Genomic DNA, 20,243 nt, shown 5'->3' on the forward strand with positions numbered 1-20,243 from the left:
TATAGCATTATTTTAATTGATACAACCATTTTGGTATGTCATCAAAATCATAAATTAATTTAATCTCTGAATAATCTTGAATACCGTAAAGAGATACAAGACAATACGGATTGGTTATATAAGATTCAGCAGTCTTCAATTCGATGTCATCATATATTGTAATTTCGGTAAAAAGACATAAATCAGGGTAATTTTCAAAAGTGGCTGGCAGAGTATAAAAAGCACTTTCTATTTTTGAATTATGATTTTCTCTGCCAAAATGTTCTTTGTTTATTGTAAATAATCTATCTACAAATACCTTGTTAGGATAGGGCTGCAATTCTTTGTAGCCCTTTACTTCGTTTATAACTTTTTTAAGATACGGTTCATAATCAAAAAATGAATAAGCTAAGTCAATTCTAATTTCTTGCGGTATAAATATAGCACGAGAAGGTAATTGTCTGATAATATTTCTGCTAATAGCAACTTGAGGCTCACGTGTTAAGGCATAATGCATGGTTTCTGAAATCGCAAGATCTACTATAAAGTCTTCAGGAATATTATAAGTAATGGCATTAGATTCAATCATTTGAAGATTATACTCTCTAAGATCAATCGTCGAAATAAGATTTTCTACCGATTCTAGCGAAGAAGCATTAATATCAATTAAAACAGCATTAATTCTCTCTTTATCAAACAATGGCAATAAAGGCAGAATTAATGTTGCATACGGGCCACAACCTGCGTATAGTATATTAACTTTCTTTTCTGATGAATCATTCAAAAGTTTTATTAAGGCCTTGTAAATACCTTTTATAAAAGAAACTGTTCGAAGATAATCCTCAACACAATCGGCTGCACCGGAACTCGATAAAGCAATGCCTCCACTTACAATTGTTTCGTTCTCATCTGAATGACTATATGTTGTAAGTTTTTTATAAAAACGCGAAAGTTGCTGTGCAGATTCAATCTGCTCGCTTACAGTATTTGATGCTATGATAGATTTAACAATAATCGTGAGTTCTTGTTTATACATACTAAAAAAACTTTACTACAATTTTAAAGTTTGAAATATAAGTCAAAAAGATAATGTTACAATACGAAATAGATAATTAAATACCAGAAAATTATGAAGAAACTTTACTTACTAATAACGTTGCTTTTTTTTGCTTTACAGCATACGAATGCACAGCTAACGACAGAAACTTTTGAAACAGCACCTACTGATGTTGCTACTTTTACAAATCAAACTAAATTTAACTTAACAAGTTCGGTTCCAAATTTCACTTTTCATGTTTATGAAGCCTCTGGACTAGGATACAGTGGCTCGAATAGGTTTATTCAAGTGCAAGATGACGCATTAGCTGGAGGAAGAGGCCAAACAGGAACTATAAAAGCTGAGACTGGAATCTTTAAAGTAAACAATCTATGGATATATACTACTGGAGATGCTGGATTTAACCCTGGAGTTACTTTTGATGGAGCTCCTGGTTCTATTACTTTTACTGGAAAGTTGGCAGGAGTTACACAATTTACAGTAGTAAAAAACACTTCGGGAGCTAATATAGGAATCGCTCTTCCTGGTAATGGTTTTACATACATAAATTTTGCAAGCGAGGGAGGTTCAGATAATACTAATGTATTAATTGACCAACTTGATGTAAAATTAAGCTATAACTACGATTATTTTGCAATTGATAATTTTACGTTTACCAATATTGTGGCTCCATCAATTACTACTCATCCAAGTAATAAGACAATATGTTCTGGAGCAAATACTTCTTTTTCGGTTGCAGCAATTAACGCCACAAGTCACCAATGGCAGGTTAACAATGGAGGTGGTTTTATCAACATTTCAGATAATGCTACTTATTCTGGCACTAATAATTCAACACTTTCAATCACAGGAGCAACAGCTGCTATGAATGGTTACCAATATCGTTGCGTAGTTACTGGTTCTGGATCGGTAAATTCTAATACTGCAACATTAACAGTTCCGACAGCACTTTCTTCTATTGTTTCAGCTAGCACCCCTAGTGATTATGGATCAAGCACTGGTTCTGCAACAGTTACTGTATCAGGAGGTGTTACGCCTTATTTTTATTCTTGGGCACCTCTTGGTGGTACAAGTCCTACAGCAAGTGGACTCCTTCCTGGAAATTACACGTTAACTATTACTGACAGTACTCCAAATGGATTAGGGGGATGCTCTATAACACAAGCTGTTACAATCTCAGAATCTCCTGGAGCTTCTACTAATGTAAACTCTTTAAGTGGATTTACAACTTGTACTGGTACTGCCTCTCCTTTTCAAGGCTTTATAGTAAATGCTGGTCACTTAACCTCTACTTTAGATTTATCAACTCCGACAGGATATGAGATATCGACAACTTCTGGTGGACCTTACTTTACTAATTTATCATTAACACCAACTTCAGGCAATATAAATAGAACCATATATGTACGTCTGGCAGCAACTGCTACAGGAACGCCTTCTGGAAATATAACTATTTCTTCTACAGGAATAACAACAAAAAATGTGGCATTATCAGGAACCGTAAACTTACTTCCACTGATAACAGCACAACCTTCAGCAAGTTCTGTCTGTGCAGGTGGCAATACTACTTTTAGCGTAGCGGCATCTAATGCCACTGGGTACAAATGGCAAGTAGATCAAGGAGGAGGGTTTAATGATGTACCAAATGGCGCTCCATATTCTGGCATCACAAGTTCTACTCTTACGATAAGTGGAGCAATAGCCCCAATGAACGGATATTTATACAGAGCTGTAGCAACTGGAACTGGAACTTGTATTCCTGCCATTTCTAACAATGCTTTATTGACAATAAATCCTGCTCCATTAATAACAGCGCACCCTTCATCAACATCTGTTTGTTTGGGAGGTAATGCCTCTTTTTCTGTTATAGCATCTAATGCAACAGGGTACCAATGGCAGATAGATCAAGGTGCAGGATTCAATCCCATATCGAACGATGCTCAATTTTCTGGTGCAACTACCTCTACTCTTACAATAACTGGAGCAACTGCTGAACTAGGTGGTTATGCATACCGTGTAGTAGTGACTGGAGGATGTTTCCCTTTAGCAACTTCTGGTAATGTAACATTAACAATAAATTCTGCACCTTCTATAACAGGACAACCTTCTGCAAGCTCAGTATGTCAAGGAGCTAATACTACTTTTACCGCTACTGCCTCTAATGCAACAGGATATCAATGGCAGGTAGACAAAGGTGACAATAACGGATTTGCCAATATATCAAACGGTGCTCCTTATTCTGGAATCAATAACGCAACTCTTACTATAACTGGAGCGACAGTGGCAATGAACGGGTATTCATATAGAGCTGTTGCAAGTGGAACATGTACTCCATCAGTTACTTCAAACAGCGCGAGTCTTACTGTAAATTCAGCTCCTGCTATCATATCAGACCCTTCATCAGCAGCTATCTGCTCTGGTGCCAATACTACTTTCTCTGTAACTGCGTCAAATGCAACAGCATACAAGTGGTTGGTAGATGATGGTCAAGGTGGAGGATTTGTCGATGTGCAAAACAACGCTCCTTACAGTGGTATTACTACTTCCACCCTTACTATAACTGGTGCACCAGCAGGATTTAACGGATACAAATATAGAGCTGTCGCAAGCGGAGCATGTACTCCGCCTGCTACTTCAAACAGTGCAACTTTAACTGTTAATCATATTACTATTCTCATGTCTAAAGTTGATGTAGCCTGTTTTGGCGATTCAACTGGTCAAGCAACTGCGACTCCAAGTGGAGGAACTGGCAACTATACGTACTTATGGTCTAATGGAGAAGAAACTGCCACTATAACAGGATTAGCAGCAGGAACAACTTATACTGTAACTGTGACGGATGATAATTCATGCTCCAATACAGCAAATGTAACGATAGGACAGCCTTCAGCACCTCTTACACTTACACAAGGCACTGTATCAAATACTTCTTGTAACGGTGGAGCCAATGGAGCAGCTCAGGTTATTGTTACTGGAGGTACACTTGGCTATACGTATTCATGGAATACGAATCCTATAAAAACAACTCCCTCTGTAAGTGGACTTTCTGCAGGTACTTATACTGTAACCGTAAAAGACGCTAAGCAATGTACTAAATCATTAAATATTACTATATCTGAGCCACCTGCTCTTACCATAACGCCAAGTCAAACCAATGTTTCTTGTAATGGAGGATCCAATGGTACAGCGACAGGAACAGTTACAGGAGGAACAGGTGCATACACTTATCAATGGTCTCCTAGAGGAGGAACTGCTGCAACCGCCACTGGTCTTACTGCAGACACTTATACCTTAACAGTAATAGATGATAATAACTGTCAAGTTACAAAAACTTTTACGATAATTGACCCACCACTTTTAAACGCAACAAAAACCCAAACAGATGTTTTATGCAATGGAAGTGCAACTGGAACCGCAACCGTTATTGCATCTGGCGGTTCTGGAACCCTGACCTATTTATGGACTCCATCTGGACAAACTGGAGCTACGGCTACTGGACTTACTGCAGGCACTTACACCTGTAAAATTACAGATGCTAATGGCTGTTCTCTTACCGTCCCTTTTACCATTAACCAACCGCCTGCATTAGAGGCGACTACATCTCAAATAGATGCGACTTGTTCTACTGGCGGTCAAGCCACAGTAACACCATCTGGAGGTGTGGGAGGTTATAGCTATTCTTGGTCACCTTCTGGAGGAGCTGCTGCTACAGCAAGCGGATTAACAGCTGGTACTTATTACTGTGTAATCACAGATGGCAATGGCTGTTCTATTATGAGAAACGTTACCATCAATACAACCAATACTCTAGTCGCTACTACGGGTAAAACTGATTTGCTTTGTAATGGAGCAAATACAGGCTCTGCTTGGGTTACTCCATCAGGAGCTCCTGGACCGTTTACCTACGAGTGGACTCCTAATGTAGGAAACACTGAGACAGCTACCGGCCTTACTGCAGGAAATTATTCTGTAAAAATTATCGCTAGCAATGGATGCTCTATTGTAAAAAACTTTACCATCGCTCAACCATCAGCTATTGTAATAACACCGGGCGCAAAAACAAATGTTAGCTGCAATGGCGGAAACAATGGTTCTGCAAGTGTTTCAGTAACCGGAGGAACTGGTAGTTATACATATTCTTGGGATACAACACCTGCTCAATCAACAGCTACTGCAACTGGTCTTAAAGCGGGAACTTACACTGTAACCGTAAAAGATGCTAACTTTTGTACTAAAACACAAAGTGTTACCATAACAGAACCAGATGCGCTTATTGCTACACCATCTCAAACTGATGTTTCTTGCAATGGAGGTTCTAACGGATCTGCAACAGTAAATGTAACTGGAGGAACAGGACTTTATACTTATTCTTGGTCACCATCAGGAGGAAGTAATGCAACTGCAAACGGATTACCGGCAGGAACTTATACTGTTCTTGTTAGAGACGCTAATTCATGTGAGGCAACAGCGACTGTAACTATAACTGAACCGCCTGTTCTTACTGCAACAATAGCCAAAACAGACGTTTTATGCAATCAAGCAAATAACGGAACGGCAACTGTAACTCCTTCTGGAGGAACTGGAACTTATACCTATTCTTGGGCTCCATCTGGAGGAACTAATGCAACAGCAACTGGATTAAGTCCAAACATTTACACTGTAACTGTAACCGATGAAAACGGATGCTTTGTAACAGAGTCAGTACAAATTATAGAACCTACTGTACTTTCAGCAACTGATACACATACTAATGTTTCTTGCAACGGAGGCAACAACGGTACTGCAACTGTAGTGCCAACTGGAGGAACCGGAGCTTACACATATTCTTGGGCTCCATCAGGCGGAAATGCAGCAACAGCAACTGGTCTTGTAGCTGGAACTTACACCGTAACGGTAACAGATGAAAACTCATGTTCTACTACAAATATTATTTCTATTACAGAACCAGATGCTTTAGCCTTAACTGCAACTCCTGTAGCTGTATCTTGCCATAACGGAAACAACGGATCTGCCACAGTTAGCGTGACTGGCGGTACAGGTGCTTACTCGTACTCTTGGGCTCCATCTGGCGGAAATGCAGCAACTGCTACTAATCTTGTAGCTGGAACTTACACCGTAACGGTTACGGATGCTAATTTATGTTCAGCTTCTGCAACTGTTCAAGTAATTCAGCCTGCTAATCCAGTTAATTTAAATACTGTAGCGGTATCTGGAATAACCGTAACTGGCGCTTCTTTATCTGGTACAGCATCCTCTAATGGAATTAATGTTGATAGTGGATCTTGCTTAACAGAAGTTGGTTTTGTATATGCACAACACGCTAACCCTACAACAGCCGATACTAAAATTAATGTTACTGCAGCATTAGGGACATTTACTAATTCTTTATCTGGTCTAAGAGGAAATAGAACTTATTACGTTAGAACATATGCTGTAAATAGCAATGGTTTTATTAATTATGGAAATGAAGTAAGTTTTACAACTCAAAAGTATACTCTAAGTATAACTGCTGCAACAGGACATACCAAGGTGTATGGCACTGCAGATCCAGTATTTAACTATACTGCATCAGGATTTGCTAACGGAGATACCAACTCTATACTTACTGGTCTACTTTCAAGAGATGCTGGAGAAAATGTTGGAAAATACAGTATTAAACTTGGTACAATCAATGCTGGAGCAGATTACACAATTGCTTTTACAGGTGCAGAATTTGAAATTACTAAAGCAAACCAAACAATTACTTGGAATCAGACTTTAGAATTTGGCTGTGCAGATTCAAACAATGTTGCTTTAACGGCAACAACAGACAGCGGTTTGCCAATTTCTTATGCCATTGCAAATGCAGCGTTGGGAACAATCTCTGGATCAACATTAAACATTACAGGTTCAGGAAGCTCAACCATAACTGCTACACAAATTGGCGACCAAAATCATAATGCAGCAACAGCCATTGTTAAACCAATAGAAATAAGCCAATCTGGACTTGTTATACAGCAGTGGGCAAATGTTCTATTCTTTGACAATAGATCAAATAATTTTGTGGCTTGGCAATGGTATAAAAACGGAACAGCTATTTCTGGCGCGACCCGTCAGTATTATAGCGAAATTCAGCCTTTAAATGGCACTTATCATGTAATTGCAAAAGACAAAAACGGAAATTCAATTAAATCATGTCCAATTGAAACTACTGGAACGGTTTTTACCAAGAAAATCAAAATCTATCCAAACCCAGTTAAACCAGGAGGTGAATTTACTTTAGAATGTGATTTTAGTGATTCTCAACTAAGCGGATCTGAGGTAGTTATTTATGACATCGCAGGAAAATTAGTGCAGACTATTTCAAATGTAAAAGCCAAAAATCAAATTATCGCTCCTTCGCAAACAGCCTTATACATTGTTGTTCTTAAACTGGCTGACGGTCAGTTAAAAACAATCAACTTACTGGTTAAATAAAAATGAGATTTAATTTAAAATTACAAGCAATGAAGATTAAAACGACTTTAGCTATACTAGTACTGTTTAGCGTCACGATAAAAGCACAGGAAATTAATTTTAAAATTAACGGCGGTCCGTCTGGAATTCTTTACGATAGCAATATCGGAGACGGCAAATTAAAATTTGGCGGAGGAATAGGTGTTGGATACACCTATTTCTTCAGCGACCACTGGGGAATCTCTACAGGGGTTGATGTCACTTACAATCAGAATAGTTTTGAATTGGATAATGGAACAACAATCTCAACTTACGAAGTAGACGACCAGACTTCTGCATTTGAGTATCAGGTTACACCCACAAACTATAAAGAAGAGCAGCATTTTATTGGTGTAGCCATTCCGTTAATGATGCAATACAGAACATCAATTGCCTCTCAAACGCAATTATACTTTGGATTCGGAGGAAAAATTATGTTTCCAGGAAAACAGACTGTAAAAGCTTCTGCTTCTGAATTACAGCTGAGCGGCTACTATCCTGATACAAATCTATTGGTTGATGATCTGCCTTCTCACGGATTTGGAAAAGTAACCAACTGGCAGGATAAAACAACAGTAAGCTTAGATCCTGCTTTTATGTTAAGCTTTGAAACTGGTCTTACATTCAAACTAAAAGAAAAGACAAAGCTTTACACAGGTTTGTATGTTGATTATGGTTTAACCGATTTGGCAAAAGAAACTCCAAATACCAATATTGTAGCGTACAATCCGAACGGACTTGACAATATTCAGGCAAACGGTACAGTTGGAAACAGCAAAATAGTTCAGGAAAGCCGTTATTTATCAGCAGGAATCCAGCTGAAACTAGGCTTTTCATTAGCAAAAGACAAGCCAGAACCAGTTCAGCAAAAAGCAGAAACAGTTACTCAGACGGAAACAGTTCCAGTTCAGAAAGAGGTTCCTGTACAGCAAAAAGTTGTAGAAACTCCTCCAGCTAAAAAAGAACTGACTACAGAAGAACGCAATTATATCGAAAAACAGCCTCTTGCCTTCCAAGAAGTTGGAAACACGAGCGTAACTCCAGAATTGGCGACAAGATTAGATGAAATTGCTAAAATTCTAAAATCAAACAAAGATACAGACTTGAATATCACAGGATATACTTGTGATATAGGAACGGAAAAGCGCAATCTTGAAATTGGAATGAAAAGAGCGCAAGCAGTTTCAGATTATCTACAGAATAAAGGAATCGAATCTAATCGTATGCATCTATTCTCAAAAGGAGAAAGCGAACCTTTAGTTCCAAATACTCCAGCAGAGAATAAACCGCTAAACAGAAGAGTTACACTTGTATTAGTTGACGTAAAATAATTTTTTTAATCTACAATCGTAAAAGCATGATAAAAGAGTTTATTTCTCTTTTTCATGCTTTTTCTTTTTTATTTCATATACAAATCATATCAGTCATTTCTAAATTGCATTAGAATATATTTTAATTTAAAAACAATTTAAAAGCTAACAAATATCATGTTTTATTCTTGGTTTAATACCTTTCTTTGTTTTAATTAAAACTATTCCAGACACTTAACCAATTCTTCACAACGTATTAATTGTTTTACCATGCATATTGATACTGACTTACTTTACACTTGGGGAGCTGTAGCTAAAAAGATTCCTAAAAACTCCATTATTTTCTTCGAAAATGACGCAGCTGTTTCTTATTATCAAATTTTAGAGGGAACTGTAAAAATGAGTTATACCAACGAAGATGGCAAAGATTTGACAGTTGGTATTTTTAATGAAGGAAATAGTTTTGGAGAACCTCCACTTTTTATAGGACAGCCCTACCCTGCTTCTGCAATTGCTCAAACAGATTGTATCGTTTTAAAATTATCCAAAAACAGCTTTTTTTCCTTTCTTGAAGAAAATCCAGAAATGCAATTTAAGATACTCAAACTATTTGCATGGAAAATTTATAACAAAATTGTCTTTTCTAAAAATATAGTCAATCATAAACCAGAATACCGCATTCAGTATTTTTTAGATAATCTGAAAAAACAACATAATGTTGCCGCTTCAATAAAAATGAAAATTCCATATACGAGACAAGAAATTGCTGATTTTACAGGACTGCGGGTAGAAACCGTAATACGCACATTATCACTTATGAGCAAAAACAAAAAAATTGAAATTATAGATCATAAATTGTTTTACTAATTTCATGTCTTATGATTTGAATCATACCAAAACAGCACGATTTTTTCTTCTTTTGCATAAGGTTAAAAGAAATTATTAATTCAGTTCTAATATCTTTAAAAAGTAAAAACGGGAACTTTTTTGAGTTCCCGTTTTTATATTAAGAAATGACTTTATTCATCATCCATTTAGAAATATTTTCTGCCCTTACTTTTATTTCATCGGCTTTTTCACCTTCAAACAAATCATCTACTGTTTTTTTCCAAAGTTTGGTCCAATGCTTAAAATGAGCTTCTGTAAGTGTACTTTTCTGATCTAGCATACGATGTTTCAACATTGGATTTCCGTCAAAATTTCCGGTATGAAAAATAATATTATCCCAAAAATCATACATAATCGGAAGGTGTTTCTGCCAATTGACCATAGCAACCTCAGTAAACAAATACCCTATGGTGGAGTCTGTTTTTACTTTTAAATAAAAAGCATCGACCAATACGGTTATATCATCTTTATTTCTAATATCTGTTTTCATATTTTTTGATTCTGAGTCAATAATAAAATATTAAAGATCTTTGCGGTCAAATTTTCTAATCGAAATTAGAAACGGAACCGCAATCCACAAAACGAGTAACACGAAAGAAACTAACAAACCGATAGCTGTTCCGAAAAAATCTTTAAAAATAGCTCCTGTATATCCCATCATAGCAGACTGATCCAAATGAAGCAATATCTGTATTCTGGCCAAATCAATCGGGCTTGAAGCTGTAATACCCACCATGGCTTCTTCTATTGGATATTCTGCAAACTGAAACAAAAGGAACAATACCAAAGCATCAAACAATATCGCAAAATACATCCAAAATAAAATAGCCAAACCTATTCCCTTTGCTTTATCACGAGTTAAAATACAGCTCAAAAAAGCCAATGATACAAAAACAATCGAAATTAAGCTTCCCGACAAAAGCATCATCAAGCCCGCCATTCCTGGTGCATTTAATAAAAGAGGAATTCCTGCTCCTAGAAAAAAAGCTAGAAACATTGCAATGGCAAGACCAGCAAACAAACTAATCCATATTTTTTTTCTTTTGATAGGCTGGCTCAACAAAAGCTCTATAAATTCTGAACTATTGTAAATGTAAATAGTCGAAAAAAGAATAGATACCAACGGAACGGTAAATAAAATTACATTCAAAATCGTTAGCAATCCTTTGGCAGTATTGTCTTCAAGCATAAAAGATCCCCATGAAAGCAATGCTAGAATTAGCGCATAACTTACAACAATCTTATTTTTAAGAATATCCAGTAAGACAATTTTAATTATTCTGTTCATGCTGTTTTTCTTTTAATATTGTGGCAATAGATTTTGAAATTTTAGTTTCTCCTGTTGATTCCAAAAGATCTTTAATGGTTTTATGAAAATGTACTTTCCCGTCCTGCATAAAAATGATTTGAGTAATCATATCGTCTAATTCACTAAGCAGATGCGAAGTAATCAAGATTAATTTTCCTTTGTTTTTTTCCTTAATGATTTTCTCTTTCAGAATTTCTGCTGCCAACGGATCAAGTCCTGCAGTCGGTTCGTCTAGAATTAAAACATCAGGATTAAAAAGGAAAGCTAATGTTGCACTTACTTTCTGTGTAGTTCCTCCAGAAAGTGTCCTCATTTGTTTGTCGCTCATTTTATCCAATTTGAAAGTTCTTATCAAATCTTCATCCAATTCCTTCTTCGAATTCCGAATCTGCTTAATCATTTCTATAATCTGAGCAATCGTCATATTATCTGGATAACGGCCAATTTGTGGCATATACCCAATAGTATTTCGATATTCAAATTTCTTTAAGATCGATTCATCATGCAGTAAAATATCACCGCTATCAGGCAATACCATTCCTAGAATCGATTTTATCAAAGTAGTTTTTCCGCAACCGTTTGGACCAATAAGCGCAATGCATTCTCCTGCTTTAAACTCAAGGTTTACATCTTGTAAAACCTGCAGTCTGCCAAACTTTTTATTTATATTTTTTAAAGTAATCATAATACAAGAGATTTCATTTCGGGAGATTCATCTACAAAATTGTCGGGTGTTATACTGGGTAGGATTTTTTCTGATTTATCTAAAAGCGTAATCATAAAACTTCGGAACAAAAGCATCGCCGACGGATTGTTTTCGGTAATGACAGCAAAAAGACTCAGCGGATGAAAAGGCACATCGCCAATTCCGTCCCGATTTAAATCGTAGCCTTCATATTTATCCCAATAGTTATTATTGAAATGATTTAGAACCAGACTTCCGTTAGTACTGATATCGAAAGTATTGGAAAGAAAATTATTAGACGAAATCATATTATCCATACAGCTTGCCTGCACTTTCATTCCCCAGCCATTATCTTTAAAAATATTCTTTTCCAGTTTTACACGGCTTGTTCCCTCCATATAAATTCCTGAAGTATTTCGGATAAATTTATTTCCAACAATATAGCTATCCGAAATTTCTTTGAGCAGTAAACCATAAGCCGCATCGCCCCAATTCTCTTCAAAATAATTGTTGAACATTTTTACATTTCTGGTAAACATAACTGCCACTCCAGCACCATTATTTTTAAAAACATTGCCGATGTAAGCATCATCATTGGAGAACATAAAATGAAGTCCATAACGAATATTGGCTTTAGATACATTTCGCCAAATGACAGAATTGGAAACAAACTCAAAATAAATTCCGTCCCGATGTCCCGAAATTCTATTTCCTACAATCTGCATGCTATCGCTTTTCCAGCAATGAATTCCATTCCCGATACGCTGTTCTTCTTTCTGATAGGCTTTTATCGTATTGTTTTTTACGATGCAATTTGATCCCTTCTGAACATAAATTCCGAAAAAATTATTCTCCAAAAAATTGTCTTTTACGACAACTCCGATTTTATCATATATTTTAATTCCACAGGGATCATTCAGAGAAGCATATCCTGAATTGATCACTTTAAATCCAGAAAAAATTACGCTGTCGGCTTTTATGGAAACTACTTCATATTTCTGCTCTCCATCCAGAACTGGCAAATCTTTTCCCTGTAGAATTATTTTTTTATCTATTATAATATTGCCCTCTTTATAAACACCTTTATTTACAATAATGGTATCGCCAGATTTGGCAAGTTCTATTGCCTTTTTAATTGTTTTAACAGCTTTGTCTTGGCCAACTTCTATTTTCTGCGACCACAGGCAGTTAAAAAACAATAAGAGCGAAAGGCAAATATGAAATTTCATGATTTAAGATTTTAATTAAAACATCCCTTTAGGAATAATTATTTTCAACACATAGAAACATAGATGTTTGAATCTAAAAAAAGCGTTTCACTAATTTTAACGAACATAACCCAACTATGTGGAGAAACTTGTTCCTTTTACTCTCTTCTTTAAGAACAATAAACTATGTTTCTATGTGTTGAATTATTTTATTTATTCAAAATTGCTGTCCATTCTATTTCAATTCCTTTTGTTTGTGCTTCAAATGCCTTTGCCTCACTTTTATTTGGGAAAGCAGCAATATTTCCGTTCATCGGACTTTTTATTGTTCCTCCTGAAACAAAAAAGGCATTTTCTGCTGGAATCAGTTCATTATTTTTAGTATAATCGTGTACAAAGTATTTCTTTATTTTAGTGTCATTGTGATCTTTGCAATAATGTGCCATGCAAGCAATATCATCAAACTTATATACTCGGCCTTTCTCCGTAATGATTTCAGCTCCATGTCTTCCGTCGCTAATTCCCATCATACAGAAATCACAATTATCCGTATTTAGTTTAATAGGAACAGCTTTGTCAGTGGAGCATGAAAAAAGAAAAGCAGGAACCAGCAAAATGCCCAAGAGCCGGCTAGATGGCTTGGCATATTTTTCTTTTATAATAGCAGCAAAAAGCAAAGCTCCAACTGCAATCAGCATCCATCCTCCAATATCGGGAATTGAATAAGCTCCAAAATTTAATAATTGTTTGTATCCAAGCATTGGCGGCTGATACGCCATTCCAGGAACTCTAATAGCAGCATTCGGATCTAGATTATGTCCGTATTCGTAATTCCATCTGTAGAAATCGCAAGCAGATAATATTCCAAACAATACAAAAGAAAAAAAGAAAACAAAGAGTCCTTTTCTTTTTGATTTCCACGCACAGGCAATTGAAACAATACCTAATGCTGCAAGAATAAACGGCAAAACTTTAAACTCAATAAAATCTTTGGTATGCAGTGTTTTCATTCCAATGTAATGATTCAATCCGTTAATGATATCTACATCACCTGCAATCTTAGAAGCATGAAGTTTTAAAACCAAACCTTCTGGATATTGTGGAGCTGTCAGTTCAATTTTCCAGATTGGAAAAAAGATAGCACCAATCAATAAAAGTCCTGATAAAAAGAGCATTATTTTGGAAAAGGGGGATAATTTTTTATTTCTCATAATAATTCAAAATAAAAGGGAACAAAGAATACTTTGTTCCCTTAAGGTTACTGGCTATTCTTTTGGTAAATTGGTACCTAGGCTGTACGTAATCGGAACATTGCTTCCTGCTGGCGAAACTCGCACATATCCTTGCATTTCTTGATGTAATGCGCTACAGAAGTCTGTACAATAGAATGGGAAGATTCCTTTTTTCTCAGGAACCCATTTTAAGGTTAAGGTTTCTCCTGGCATGATTAGCAATTCGGCATTGTTTGCGCCTTTTATGGCAAATCCGTGAGGAACATCCCAATCTTGCTCAAGGTTGGTAACATGGAAATACACTTCATCTCCAACACGAATTCCTTCGATATTATCTGGTGCAAAGTGAGAACGAATACAAGTCATATAAATATGTACTTTATTGCCTTCTCGAACCACTTTAGATTCTTTTTCCCCTTTAGTTGCAAAAGGATGTTTGTTGGCAGCAATATCATAATATTTCAGTTGTCCATTATTTCTAACTTTATCTGCCGGAATACCCTGTGCGTAGTGCGGTTCTCCAATCGTTGGAAAATCCAGAAGCAATTTCATTTTATCTCCGCTGATATCAAATAACTGAGCACTTTGAGCTAATTCTGGACCAGTTGGCAAGTAACGGTCTTTGGTAATTTTGTTGTAAACTACCATATATTTTCCAAATGGTTTTTCTGTATTTCCACCAGGAACCATTAAGTGTCCAGGAGAATAATAAGTTGCTTTTCTGTCTAAAACTTTTAGATCTTTAATATTCCATTTAACCACTTCAGACGAAACAAACATTGTGGTATAAGCATTTCCTTTTCCGTCAAATTCTGTATGCAAAGGTCCTAAACCTGGTTTTTGAACTTCTCCATGAAGAGCCGCTTCATATTTCACAACCGGAATTCCAGCATAATTGCCGTCAAATTGTTTTTTAGCAATCGCATCTTTCAATTTTGTAAAACTGAATACAGGTATTAAAGCTGCCAATTTTCCGCTGCCTACAATATATTCTCCAGTTGGATCAATATCACAGCCGTGCGGCGATTTCGGACAAGGAATCATATAACAGATATCTTTCAATTCAGAAGCATCTAGAGTTAGCACTTCATTTTTAATTTCAGATTTAGCACTTTGAGTTTTTTCATCCCAAGTATTGTGAGCATATTTTGCAGGAATTCGTTTTCCTTTTCCAGCTTTAATATATTCTTCTGCTTTTTTCCAGTTTACTGCCATGATAAAATCTTTATCATTTTTAGAAGCATTAACTTCCAACAAAGTATTGGCTTGTTCAGTATTATAGCATGAGAAGAAAAACCATCCGTGAGATTCTTTTTTACCTGGGTGGCTAAGGTCAAAATTCACTCCAGGAGCTACAATTTGGAAAGCAAGATCCAATTCTCCTTCTTTTCCAACTTTCACAAAACTTAAATATCCTTTAAAGTTTTTCTTGTAGGTATTAATTGGAACATCTCCATTATCATTATCTGGAGGAACACTGAAACGGCTGGCTCCTACTACATATTCTGTATTTTGAGTAATAAATGGCGAAGAGTGATTTCCTCCGCAATTTGGAAGCTCGATAATTTCTGCTGTTCTGAACGTTTTCAAGTCAATACGCGCAATACGAGGCGTATTATTCGCATTAGCAAAAATCCATCGTCCGTCTACTTCTCCATTGGTCTGTGATAAATCCAAGTGATGCTGGTCGTCCCAAGGCACATAACCATGTGAAGTATTCAGCATTGGTTTTGTTTCCTCGCTGTAACCATAACCGCTTTGCGGATCTTCAGAAAATACAGGCATTACCTTTAATAATCTACCACTCGGAAGCCCGTAAACACTGACCTGACCGCTAAAACCTCCCGATACAAAGTTGTAGAATTCATCATATTTTCCGGGTGCCACATACACTTTTTGGGCTGCATCGCCTTCAACAGCATCTGTAGAGTCTTTTGGTTTGCACGAAACAAACAAAGCACACCCTAACGTAACAACGAAAATCGATTTTAAAAATTTATTTTTCATAAGGCTATTATTTTGATTTTGATTCCTTTCAATTATTTAACCCCATCATTCTGGCGCATATACTCCAAAATAGATCTAGCTTCATCATCTGTTAACCCTTGGTTAGGCATACGAATCATGCAAAGCTCTAATTGCGCCTGCAATTCTGGATCTTTATCAATCATTGGATCTGGATTGGTAATAAAATTCATGATCCATTGAGGTGTTCTTCTTTCGGTTACTCCTTTCCATCCTGGGCCAACTAATTTTTCATCTGTCGGTTTATGGCATGAGGTACATTTTACTTCGGCAGTTTTAAGTCCTTTTTCAGCTAATGCTTTATCTAAAGAAGCTCCTAATTCAACTGTTTCATACTTTCCGAGACCTCTTTTAGGGTCGTAAGATTCTGCATCAGCGGTTTTCTCAGCTGGGGCTGGAGTAGAAAAATCCTGATCGGTATTTGACTTTTCTTTCCCGCATGATGTGAGCAGGATAAAACCAAACATTGTTAATAAGAATAGTTTGTTCATTACTTTGTTTTTTACGTGTTAAACTTTTGATCAAAATTCTAAAACTTGTTTTTCTCAAAGTATGATTACAATCATATCCTCAAAAAAAAGTTCATAATACCTTCGTATTCTCAAAAAACAAGTAATGAAACTTTGTGTTTACATATTTTTATTTGCAGTGGTATTTCGTCCAGCTTTTCCATTTCTGGATTATGTGGTCAATTACCGTTACATTGCAACTGAATTATGCGAAAACAAAAATGCTCCAGAATTGCACTGTAATGGAAAATGCCATTTGAAAAAAGAACTGGCAAAAAGCTATAAAAACGACACGCCTGCTTCTAACGAAAAGAAAAGTGAAACAGCAGAGACTTTAGTTCTATTTATTGTCAAAATCCCTGTATTCTTATTTGAGGAAAATGGGGTTTCTACTTATATTGTAAATGCATTTTACAGCAACTTATATTCACATTTGGAGGATGCCAACATCTTACGCCCTCCCATATTCATTTGATTTTATTTCATTTTTTTTCTTCTATCGAATTCATTCGGCAGACCTTCTATTATCATAATTTAAATTAAAATCTCATGAAAATTTTAAAATACACAGCCATTTTACTTTTAGCAATTACCTCATTCTCTTGCTCTTCTGATGACGATTCTTCTTCAACTCCAGTCGATGAAACAAGCGGACTTCATAAAATACAGGAAATCGCAAATGATACCCACGTTATAGAATTATTCTCTTCAACAGGTTCTTTAGTTCAAGGCTATAATCATATTTCACTTCGAATAAAAGACAAAAAAACCAACAATTATACTACCGATGCAAAACTTGAATGGACACCGCTTATGCACATGAGCATGATGCAGCATTCTTGTCCAAAATCAGTTGTCACTAAAGTATCAGACAAAAAGACTATGTACGAAGGAGATATTATCTTTCAAATGGCGCAAAACGAAACGGAATATTGGGAACTAAGCATTACATACCAAATTAATGGCGCAAGCTACACCGCAACTGACAAAATAAATGTTCCTGCATCCTCAAAACGTACCGTAAGTTCATTTAAAGGAAGCGACGGAAGCAATTATGTCATTGCTTATATCGCACCATCTTCTCCTAAAGTAGCATTGAATGATATGACAGTGGCAATTTATAGAATGAAGGATATGATGACTTTTCCTTTCGTTGATAATTTAAAAGTTAAAATCGATCCAAGAATGCCAAGCATGGGAAATCATGGCTCTCCAAACAATACAGATTTGCTTCAAACTGAAACTAATGGTTTTTATAAAGGAAAACTTTCTTTGACCATGACTGGATATTGGAAAATAAATCTTCAGGTTTTAAATGCTAATAATGAAGTTTTGAAAGGAGAAGCTATTACAGCGGACAATACATCAAGCAGTCTTTATTTTGAGATTGAATTTTAAATCTAAACAACAATCAGAAAGAGACATAACACAATTTGTCTCTTTCTATTAAAGTAAGAAATGATGAAAAATCTAGCAGCAACCTTCTTGGCTGTATTTTCAACAATATGCTGGGCGCAGGAAAAACCAAATGATAGTCTAGAAACCGTAAAGCTTAATGAAATAATTGTCATTGGAAGCAAACCTTCTTTACATCTAAAACAATCAAAATCATTAACCTCTGTAGAAGAATATCTCTCAAAATCATCAAAAGTAAATATGATTAAAAGAGGTGCTTATGCTTGGGAACCTGTTATAAATAACATGGCTACAGAACGTACCGTGATTACTATTGACGGAATGCGCATATTTGGTGCCTGTACCGACAAAATGGATCCGATTACTTCCTATGTTGAGGTTTCAAATTTAGCCGAAGCCACAATTGCGTCAGGACAGCAGGCAAGCTGTCACGGAGCTGGAATTGGCGGATCTGTCGATTTAAAACGCAATCAGTTTAGCGAGAAAAATACAGGCTGGAACGGCAGTTTAAATTCTGGTTTTGAAAGCAATAATCTGCAAAAGATTATTGGTGCCTCTTTAGGATATAATGATTCTCGATTTTATACTCATATCGATTTTATGCATCGAGATGCCGATAATTATAAAGCAGGCGGCAATAAAGAAGTCCTTTTTTCTCAATTTACCAAATACAATATTTCTGCCAGTGCAGGATATTTTATAAACAAACAAAACCTCTTGGAAGCTTCTGTAATTTATGACAAAGCGACAAATGTGGGCTACCCTGCCCTTCCTATGGATGTTTCTTTAGCCGAAGCTAAAATTGTATCTCTAAGTTATAAATATGTGCCAAAATCTAACCTTATAACAAACTGGGAAACAAAAGGATATTTTAATTCTATCACCCATAAAATGGACGATACCAAAAGACCAAATGTACCAATACACATGGATATGCCGGGATGGTCTGATACGTATGGGTACTATTCGAGAATTAAAGGAAAAATCGAAAAACATAGTTTTCTAGCTGATTTAAACGGTTTTTACAATAAGTCCATTGCCGAGATGACAATGTATCCATCAAATCCAGATGAAAATTTGATGTTTATGTATACGTGGCCCGATGTTAGAACTTTATACAACGGATTGTCTTTAGAAGATAATATCACTATTTCCGGAAAAGATCAGCTGAGAATTGGAGCAAATCTCGGGTTCCAGAATAATACCGTAGCAAATGATTTCGGATTAGCGAGTCTCCGCATTTTTTATCCTGATATGGATGCTTCAAAAAACCGTTTTCTAAAAAGCTTTGCCACAAATTACACCAAAAATGAAGGGCAATTTGAGTTCGGATTTGGTTTGGCTTACGCCGAAAGAGCTCCATCGGTTTCTGAAGGCTACGGATTTTATTTATACAACAGCAGTGATTTTTATGATTATATCGGAAATCCAAATTTAAAAAATGAAAATGCTCTTGAAGGAAACTTTTCTGTTGGATATAAAACATCACAATTAGCAACAAAAATTACAGGTTCTTACTTTTATTTTTCAAATTATATAATAGGTAAAATTGATCCAAATACGCTTCCTATGACTATTGGTGCTTCTGGAGTAAAAAGATATGAAGCCATAGACAATGCCAAAATATTCAATGCCGATTTTAATCTGACTTATGATTTTCTAGAAAACTGGCAATTCAAATCACAATTGACATATAGTTCAGGAAAAGATAATGAAGGAAATAATCTGCCCTTTATAAGTCCGATTAAATATAGTGCTGGAATCGATTTTAAGAAAGCAAATTTTAATGCAGGAATTAATGCTTTAGGAAATCTGGCTCAAAATGAATTTGCAAAAGTGTACGGACAAAGTAAAACTCCTGATTATCTCATTTTTGGAATTAATGCAGGCTATACTTTCAATTGGGACCAAAACAAATTTAAAATACAAACTGGTATGGAGAACATTTTTGATAAATATTACACCACTTATGCCGACTGGAACAAAATTCCGCGAATGGGTCGAAATGTCTTTGTAAATCTTAGTTTCTCTTTTAATTAAAATTCAATTCTCAAGGTTAACATATACAAACAAATATAAAACAGTATGATTAGAATCATGTTTTGAAAAAAATGATGATAATATATTTACCCTATTAAAATTATGTATTAA

14 protein-coding genes are annotated in these 20,243 nt (G+C 35.9%); 6 read left to right on the forward strand and 8 right to left on the reverse strand.

Annotated features, from left to right (window positions below; all coding sequences use genetic code 11):
* Positions 1-7: 7 nt before the first annotated feature.
* Positions 8-1,015 carry a hypothetical protein gene (locus RB618_RS16645; protein WP_308069765.1) on the reverse strand — a complete coding sequence of 336 codons (1,008 nt, stop codon included), beginning with the start codon at positions 1,013-1,015 and terminating at the stop codon, positions 8-10.
* Between the two features lie 93 nt (positions 1,016-1,108).
* Here RB618_RS16645 and RB618_RS16650 point away from each other — a divergent pair, with 93 nt between their 5' ends.
* The 3 genes from RB618_RS16650 to RB618_RS16660 all read left to right on the forward strand — a co-directional run bounded on the left by RB618_RS16650 (position 1,109) and on the right by RB618_RS16660 (position 9,687).
* Positions 1,109-7,492: an MBG domain-containing protein gene (locus RB618_RS16650; RefSeq protein WP_308069766.1), complete on the forward strand. Its 6,384-nt coding sequence runs from the start codon at positions 1,109-1,111 to the stop codon at positions 7,490-7,492.
* 29 nt (positions 7,493-7,521) lie between these two features.
* Positions 7,522-8,841 carry an OmpA family protein gene (locus RB618_RS16655; RefSeq protein WP_308069767.1) on the forward strand — a complete coding sequence of 440 codons (1,320 nt, stop codon included), beginning with the start codon at positions 7,522-7,524 and terminating at the stop codon, positions 8,839-8,841.
* Between the two features lie 249 nt (positions 8,842-9,090).
* Complete coding sequence (locus RB618_RS16660) at positions 9,091-9,687, forward strand: Crp/Fnr family transcriptional regulator (protein WP_308069768.1); 597 nt, start codon at positions 9,091-9,093, stop codon at positions 9,685-9,687.
* Between the two features lie 139 nt (positions 9,688-9,826).
* Here RB618_RS16660 and RB618_RS16665 read toward each other — a convergent pair whose 3' ends face one another.
* The 7 genes from RB618_RS16665 to RB618_RS16695 form a co-directional block, all read right to left on the reverse strand.
* Positions 9,827-10,198 carry a group III truncated hemoglobin gene (locus tag RB618_RS16665; protein ID WP_111376616.1) on the reverse strand — a complete coding sequence of 124 codons (372 nt, stop codon included), beginning with the start codon at positions 10,196-10,198 and terminating at the stop codon, positions 9,827-9,829.
* Positions 10,199-10,228: 30 nt separating this feature from the next.
* Positions 10,229-10,996 (reverse strand): ABC transporter permease subunit, encoded by a 768-nt coding sequence (locus RB618_RS16670; protein ID WP_274256889.1) that lies wholly within the window; start codon positions 10,994-10,996, stop codon positions 10,229-10,231.
* On the reverse strand, positions 10,980-11,702 hold the full coding sequence (locus RB618_RS16675; protein WP_308069769.1) for an ABC transporter ATP-binding protein: 723 nt from the start codon (positions 11,700-11,702) through the stop codon (positions 10,980-10,982). Before RB618_RS16675 ends, RB618_RS16670 begins: the two co-directional genes overlap by 17 nt.
* Positions 11,699-12,931, reverse strand: coding sequence for a nitrous oxide reductase family maturation protein NosD (locus RB618_RS16680; RefSeq protein WP_308069770.1), 1,233 nt, complete (start codon positions 12,929-12,931; stop codon positions 11,699-11,701). Before RB618_RS16680 ends, RB618_RS16675 begins: the two co-directional genes overlap by 4 nt.
* 188 nt (positions 12,932-13,119) lie before the next feature.
* Entirely contained in the window at positions 13,120-14,085 is a 966-nt protein-coding gene (locus RB618_RS16685) for a nitrous oxide reductase accessory protein NosL (protein WP_308069771.1), read from the reverse strand.
* 90 nt (positions 14,086-14,175) lie between these two features.
* Entirely contained in the window at positions 14,176-16,149 is a 1,974-nt protein-coding gene (gene nosZ, locus RB618_RS16690) for a Sec-dependent nitrous-oxide reductase (protein WP_308069772.1), read from the reverse strand.
* Positions 16,150-16,181: 32 nt separating this feature from the next.
* A complete protein-coding gene (locus tag RB618_RS16695; protein ID WP_308069773.1) occupies positions 16,182-16,658 on the reverse strand; it encodes a c-type cytochrome in 477 nt (158 codons plus the stop codon).
* Between the two features lie 124 nt (positions 16,659-16,782).
* On the opposite strand from RB618_RS16695, the gene RB618_RS16700 reads away from it, so the two are divergent.
* The 3 genes from RB618_RS16700 to RB618_RS16710 all read left to right on the forward strand — a co-directional run bounded on the left by RB618_RS16700 (position 16,783) and on the right by RB618_RS16710 (position 20,132).
* Positions 16,783-17,151, forward strand: a complete 369-nt coding sequence (locus tag RB618_RS16700; RefSeq protein ID WP_308069774.1) for a hypothetical protein — start codon at positions 16,783-16,785, stop codon at positions 17,149-17,151.
* Between the two features lie 74 nt (positions 17,152-17,225).
* Positions 17,226-18,074, forward strand: coding sequence for a hypothetical protein (locus tag RB618_RS16705; RefSeq protein ID WP_308069775.1), 849 nt, complete (start codon positions 17,226-17,228; stop codon positions 18,072-18,074).
* Between the two features lie 60 nt (positions 18,075-18,134).
* On the forward strand, positions 18,135-20,132 hold the full coding sequence (locus RB618_RS16710) for a TonB-dependent receptor (protein ID WP_308069776.1): 1,998 nt from the start codon (positions 18,135-18,137) through the stop codon (positions 20,130-20,132).
* Positions 20,133-20,243 lie beyond the last annotated feature (111 nt).

This window comes from Flavobacterium sp. LHD-85, assembly GCF_030929595.1.
In the GTDB taxonomy this organism is placed as follows: domain Bacteria; phylum Bacteroidota; class Bacteroidia; order Flavobacteriales; family Flavobacteriaceae; genus Flavobacterium.

Excerpts from the sequence above, each read along its gene's own strand:
- RB618_RS16650 (WP_308069766.1), top strand. The coding sequence starts at position 1,109 with ATGAAGAAACTTTACTTACTAATAACGTTGCTTTTTTTTGCTTTACAG.
- RB618_RS16645 (WP_308069765.1), bottom strand. The coding sequence starts at position 1,015 with ATGTATAAACAAGAACTCACGATTATTGTTAAATCTATCATAGCATCA.
- RB618_RS16675 (WP_308069769.1), bottom strand. The coding sequence starts at position 11,702 with ATGATTACTTTAAAAAATATAAATAAAAAGTTTGGCAGACTGCAGGTT.
- RB618_RS16655 (WP_308069767.1), top strand. The coding sequence starts at position 7,522 with ATGAAGATTAAAACGACTTTAGCTATACTAGTACTGTTTAGCGTCACG.
- nosZ (WP_308069772.1), bottom strand. The coding sequence starts at position 16,149 with ATGAAAAATAAATTTTTAAAATCGATTTTCGTTGTTACGTTAGGGTGT.
- RB618_RS16670 (WP_274256889.1), bottom strand. The coding sequence starts at position 10,996 with ATGAACAGAATAATTAAAATTGTCTTACTGGATATTCTTAAAAATAAG.
- RB618_RS16685 (WP_308069771.1), bottom strand. The coding sequence starts at position 14,085 with ATGCTCTTTTTATCAGGACTTTTATTGATTGGTGCTATCTTTTTTCCA.
- RB618_RS16695 (WP_308069773.1), bottom strand. The coding sequence starts at position 16,658 with ATGAACAAACTATTCTTATTAACAATGTTTGGTTTTATCCTGCTCACA.
- RB618_RS16660 (WP_308069768.1), top strand. The coding sequence starts at position 9,091 with ATGCATATTGATACTGACTTACTTTACACTTGGGGAGCTGTAGCTAAA.
- RB618_RS16705 (WP_308069775.1), top strand. The coding sequence starts at position 17,226 with ATGAAAATTTTAAAATACACAGCCATTTTACTTTTAGCAATTACCTCA.
- RB618_RS16680 (WP_308069770.1), bottom strand. The coding sequence starts at position 12,931 with ATGAAATTTCATATTTGCCTTTCGCTCTTATTGTTTTTTAACTGCCTG.
- RB618_RS16710 (WP_308069776.1), top strand. The coding sequence starts at position 18,135 with ATGATGAAAAATCTAGCAGCAACCTTCTTGGCTGTATTTTCAACAATA.
- RB618_RS16700 (WP_308069774.1), top strand. The coding sequence starts at position 16,783 with ATGAAACTTTGTGTTTACATATTTTTATTTGCAGTGGTATTTCGTCCA.
- RB618_RS16665 (WP_111376616.1), bottom strand. The coding sequence starts at position 10,198 with ATGAAAACAGATATTAGAAATAAAGATGATATAACCGTATTGGTCGAT.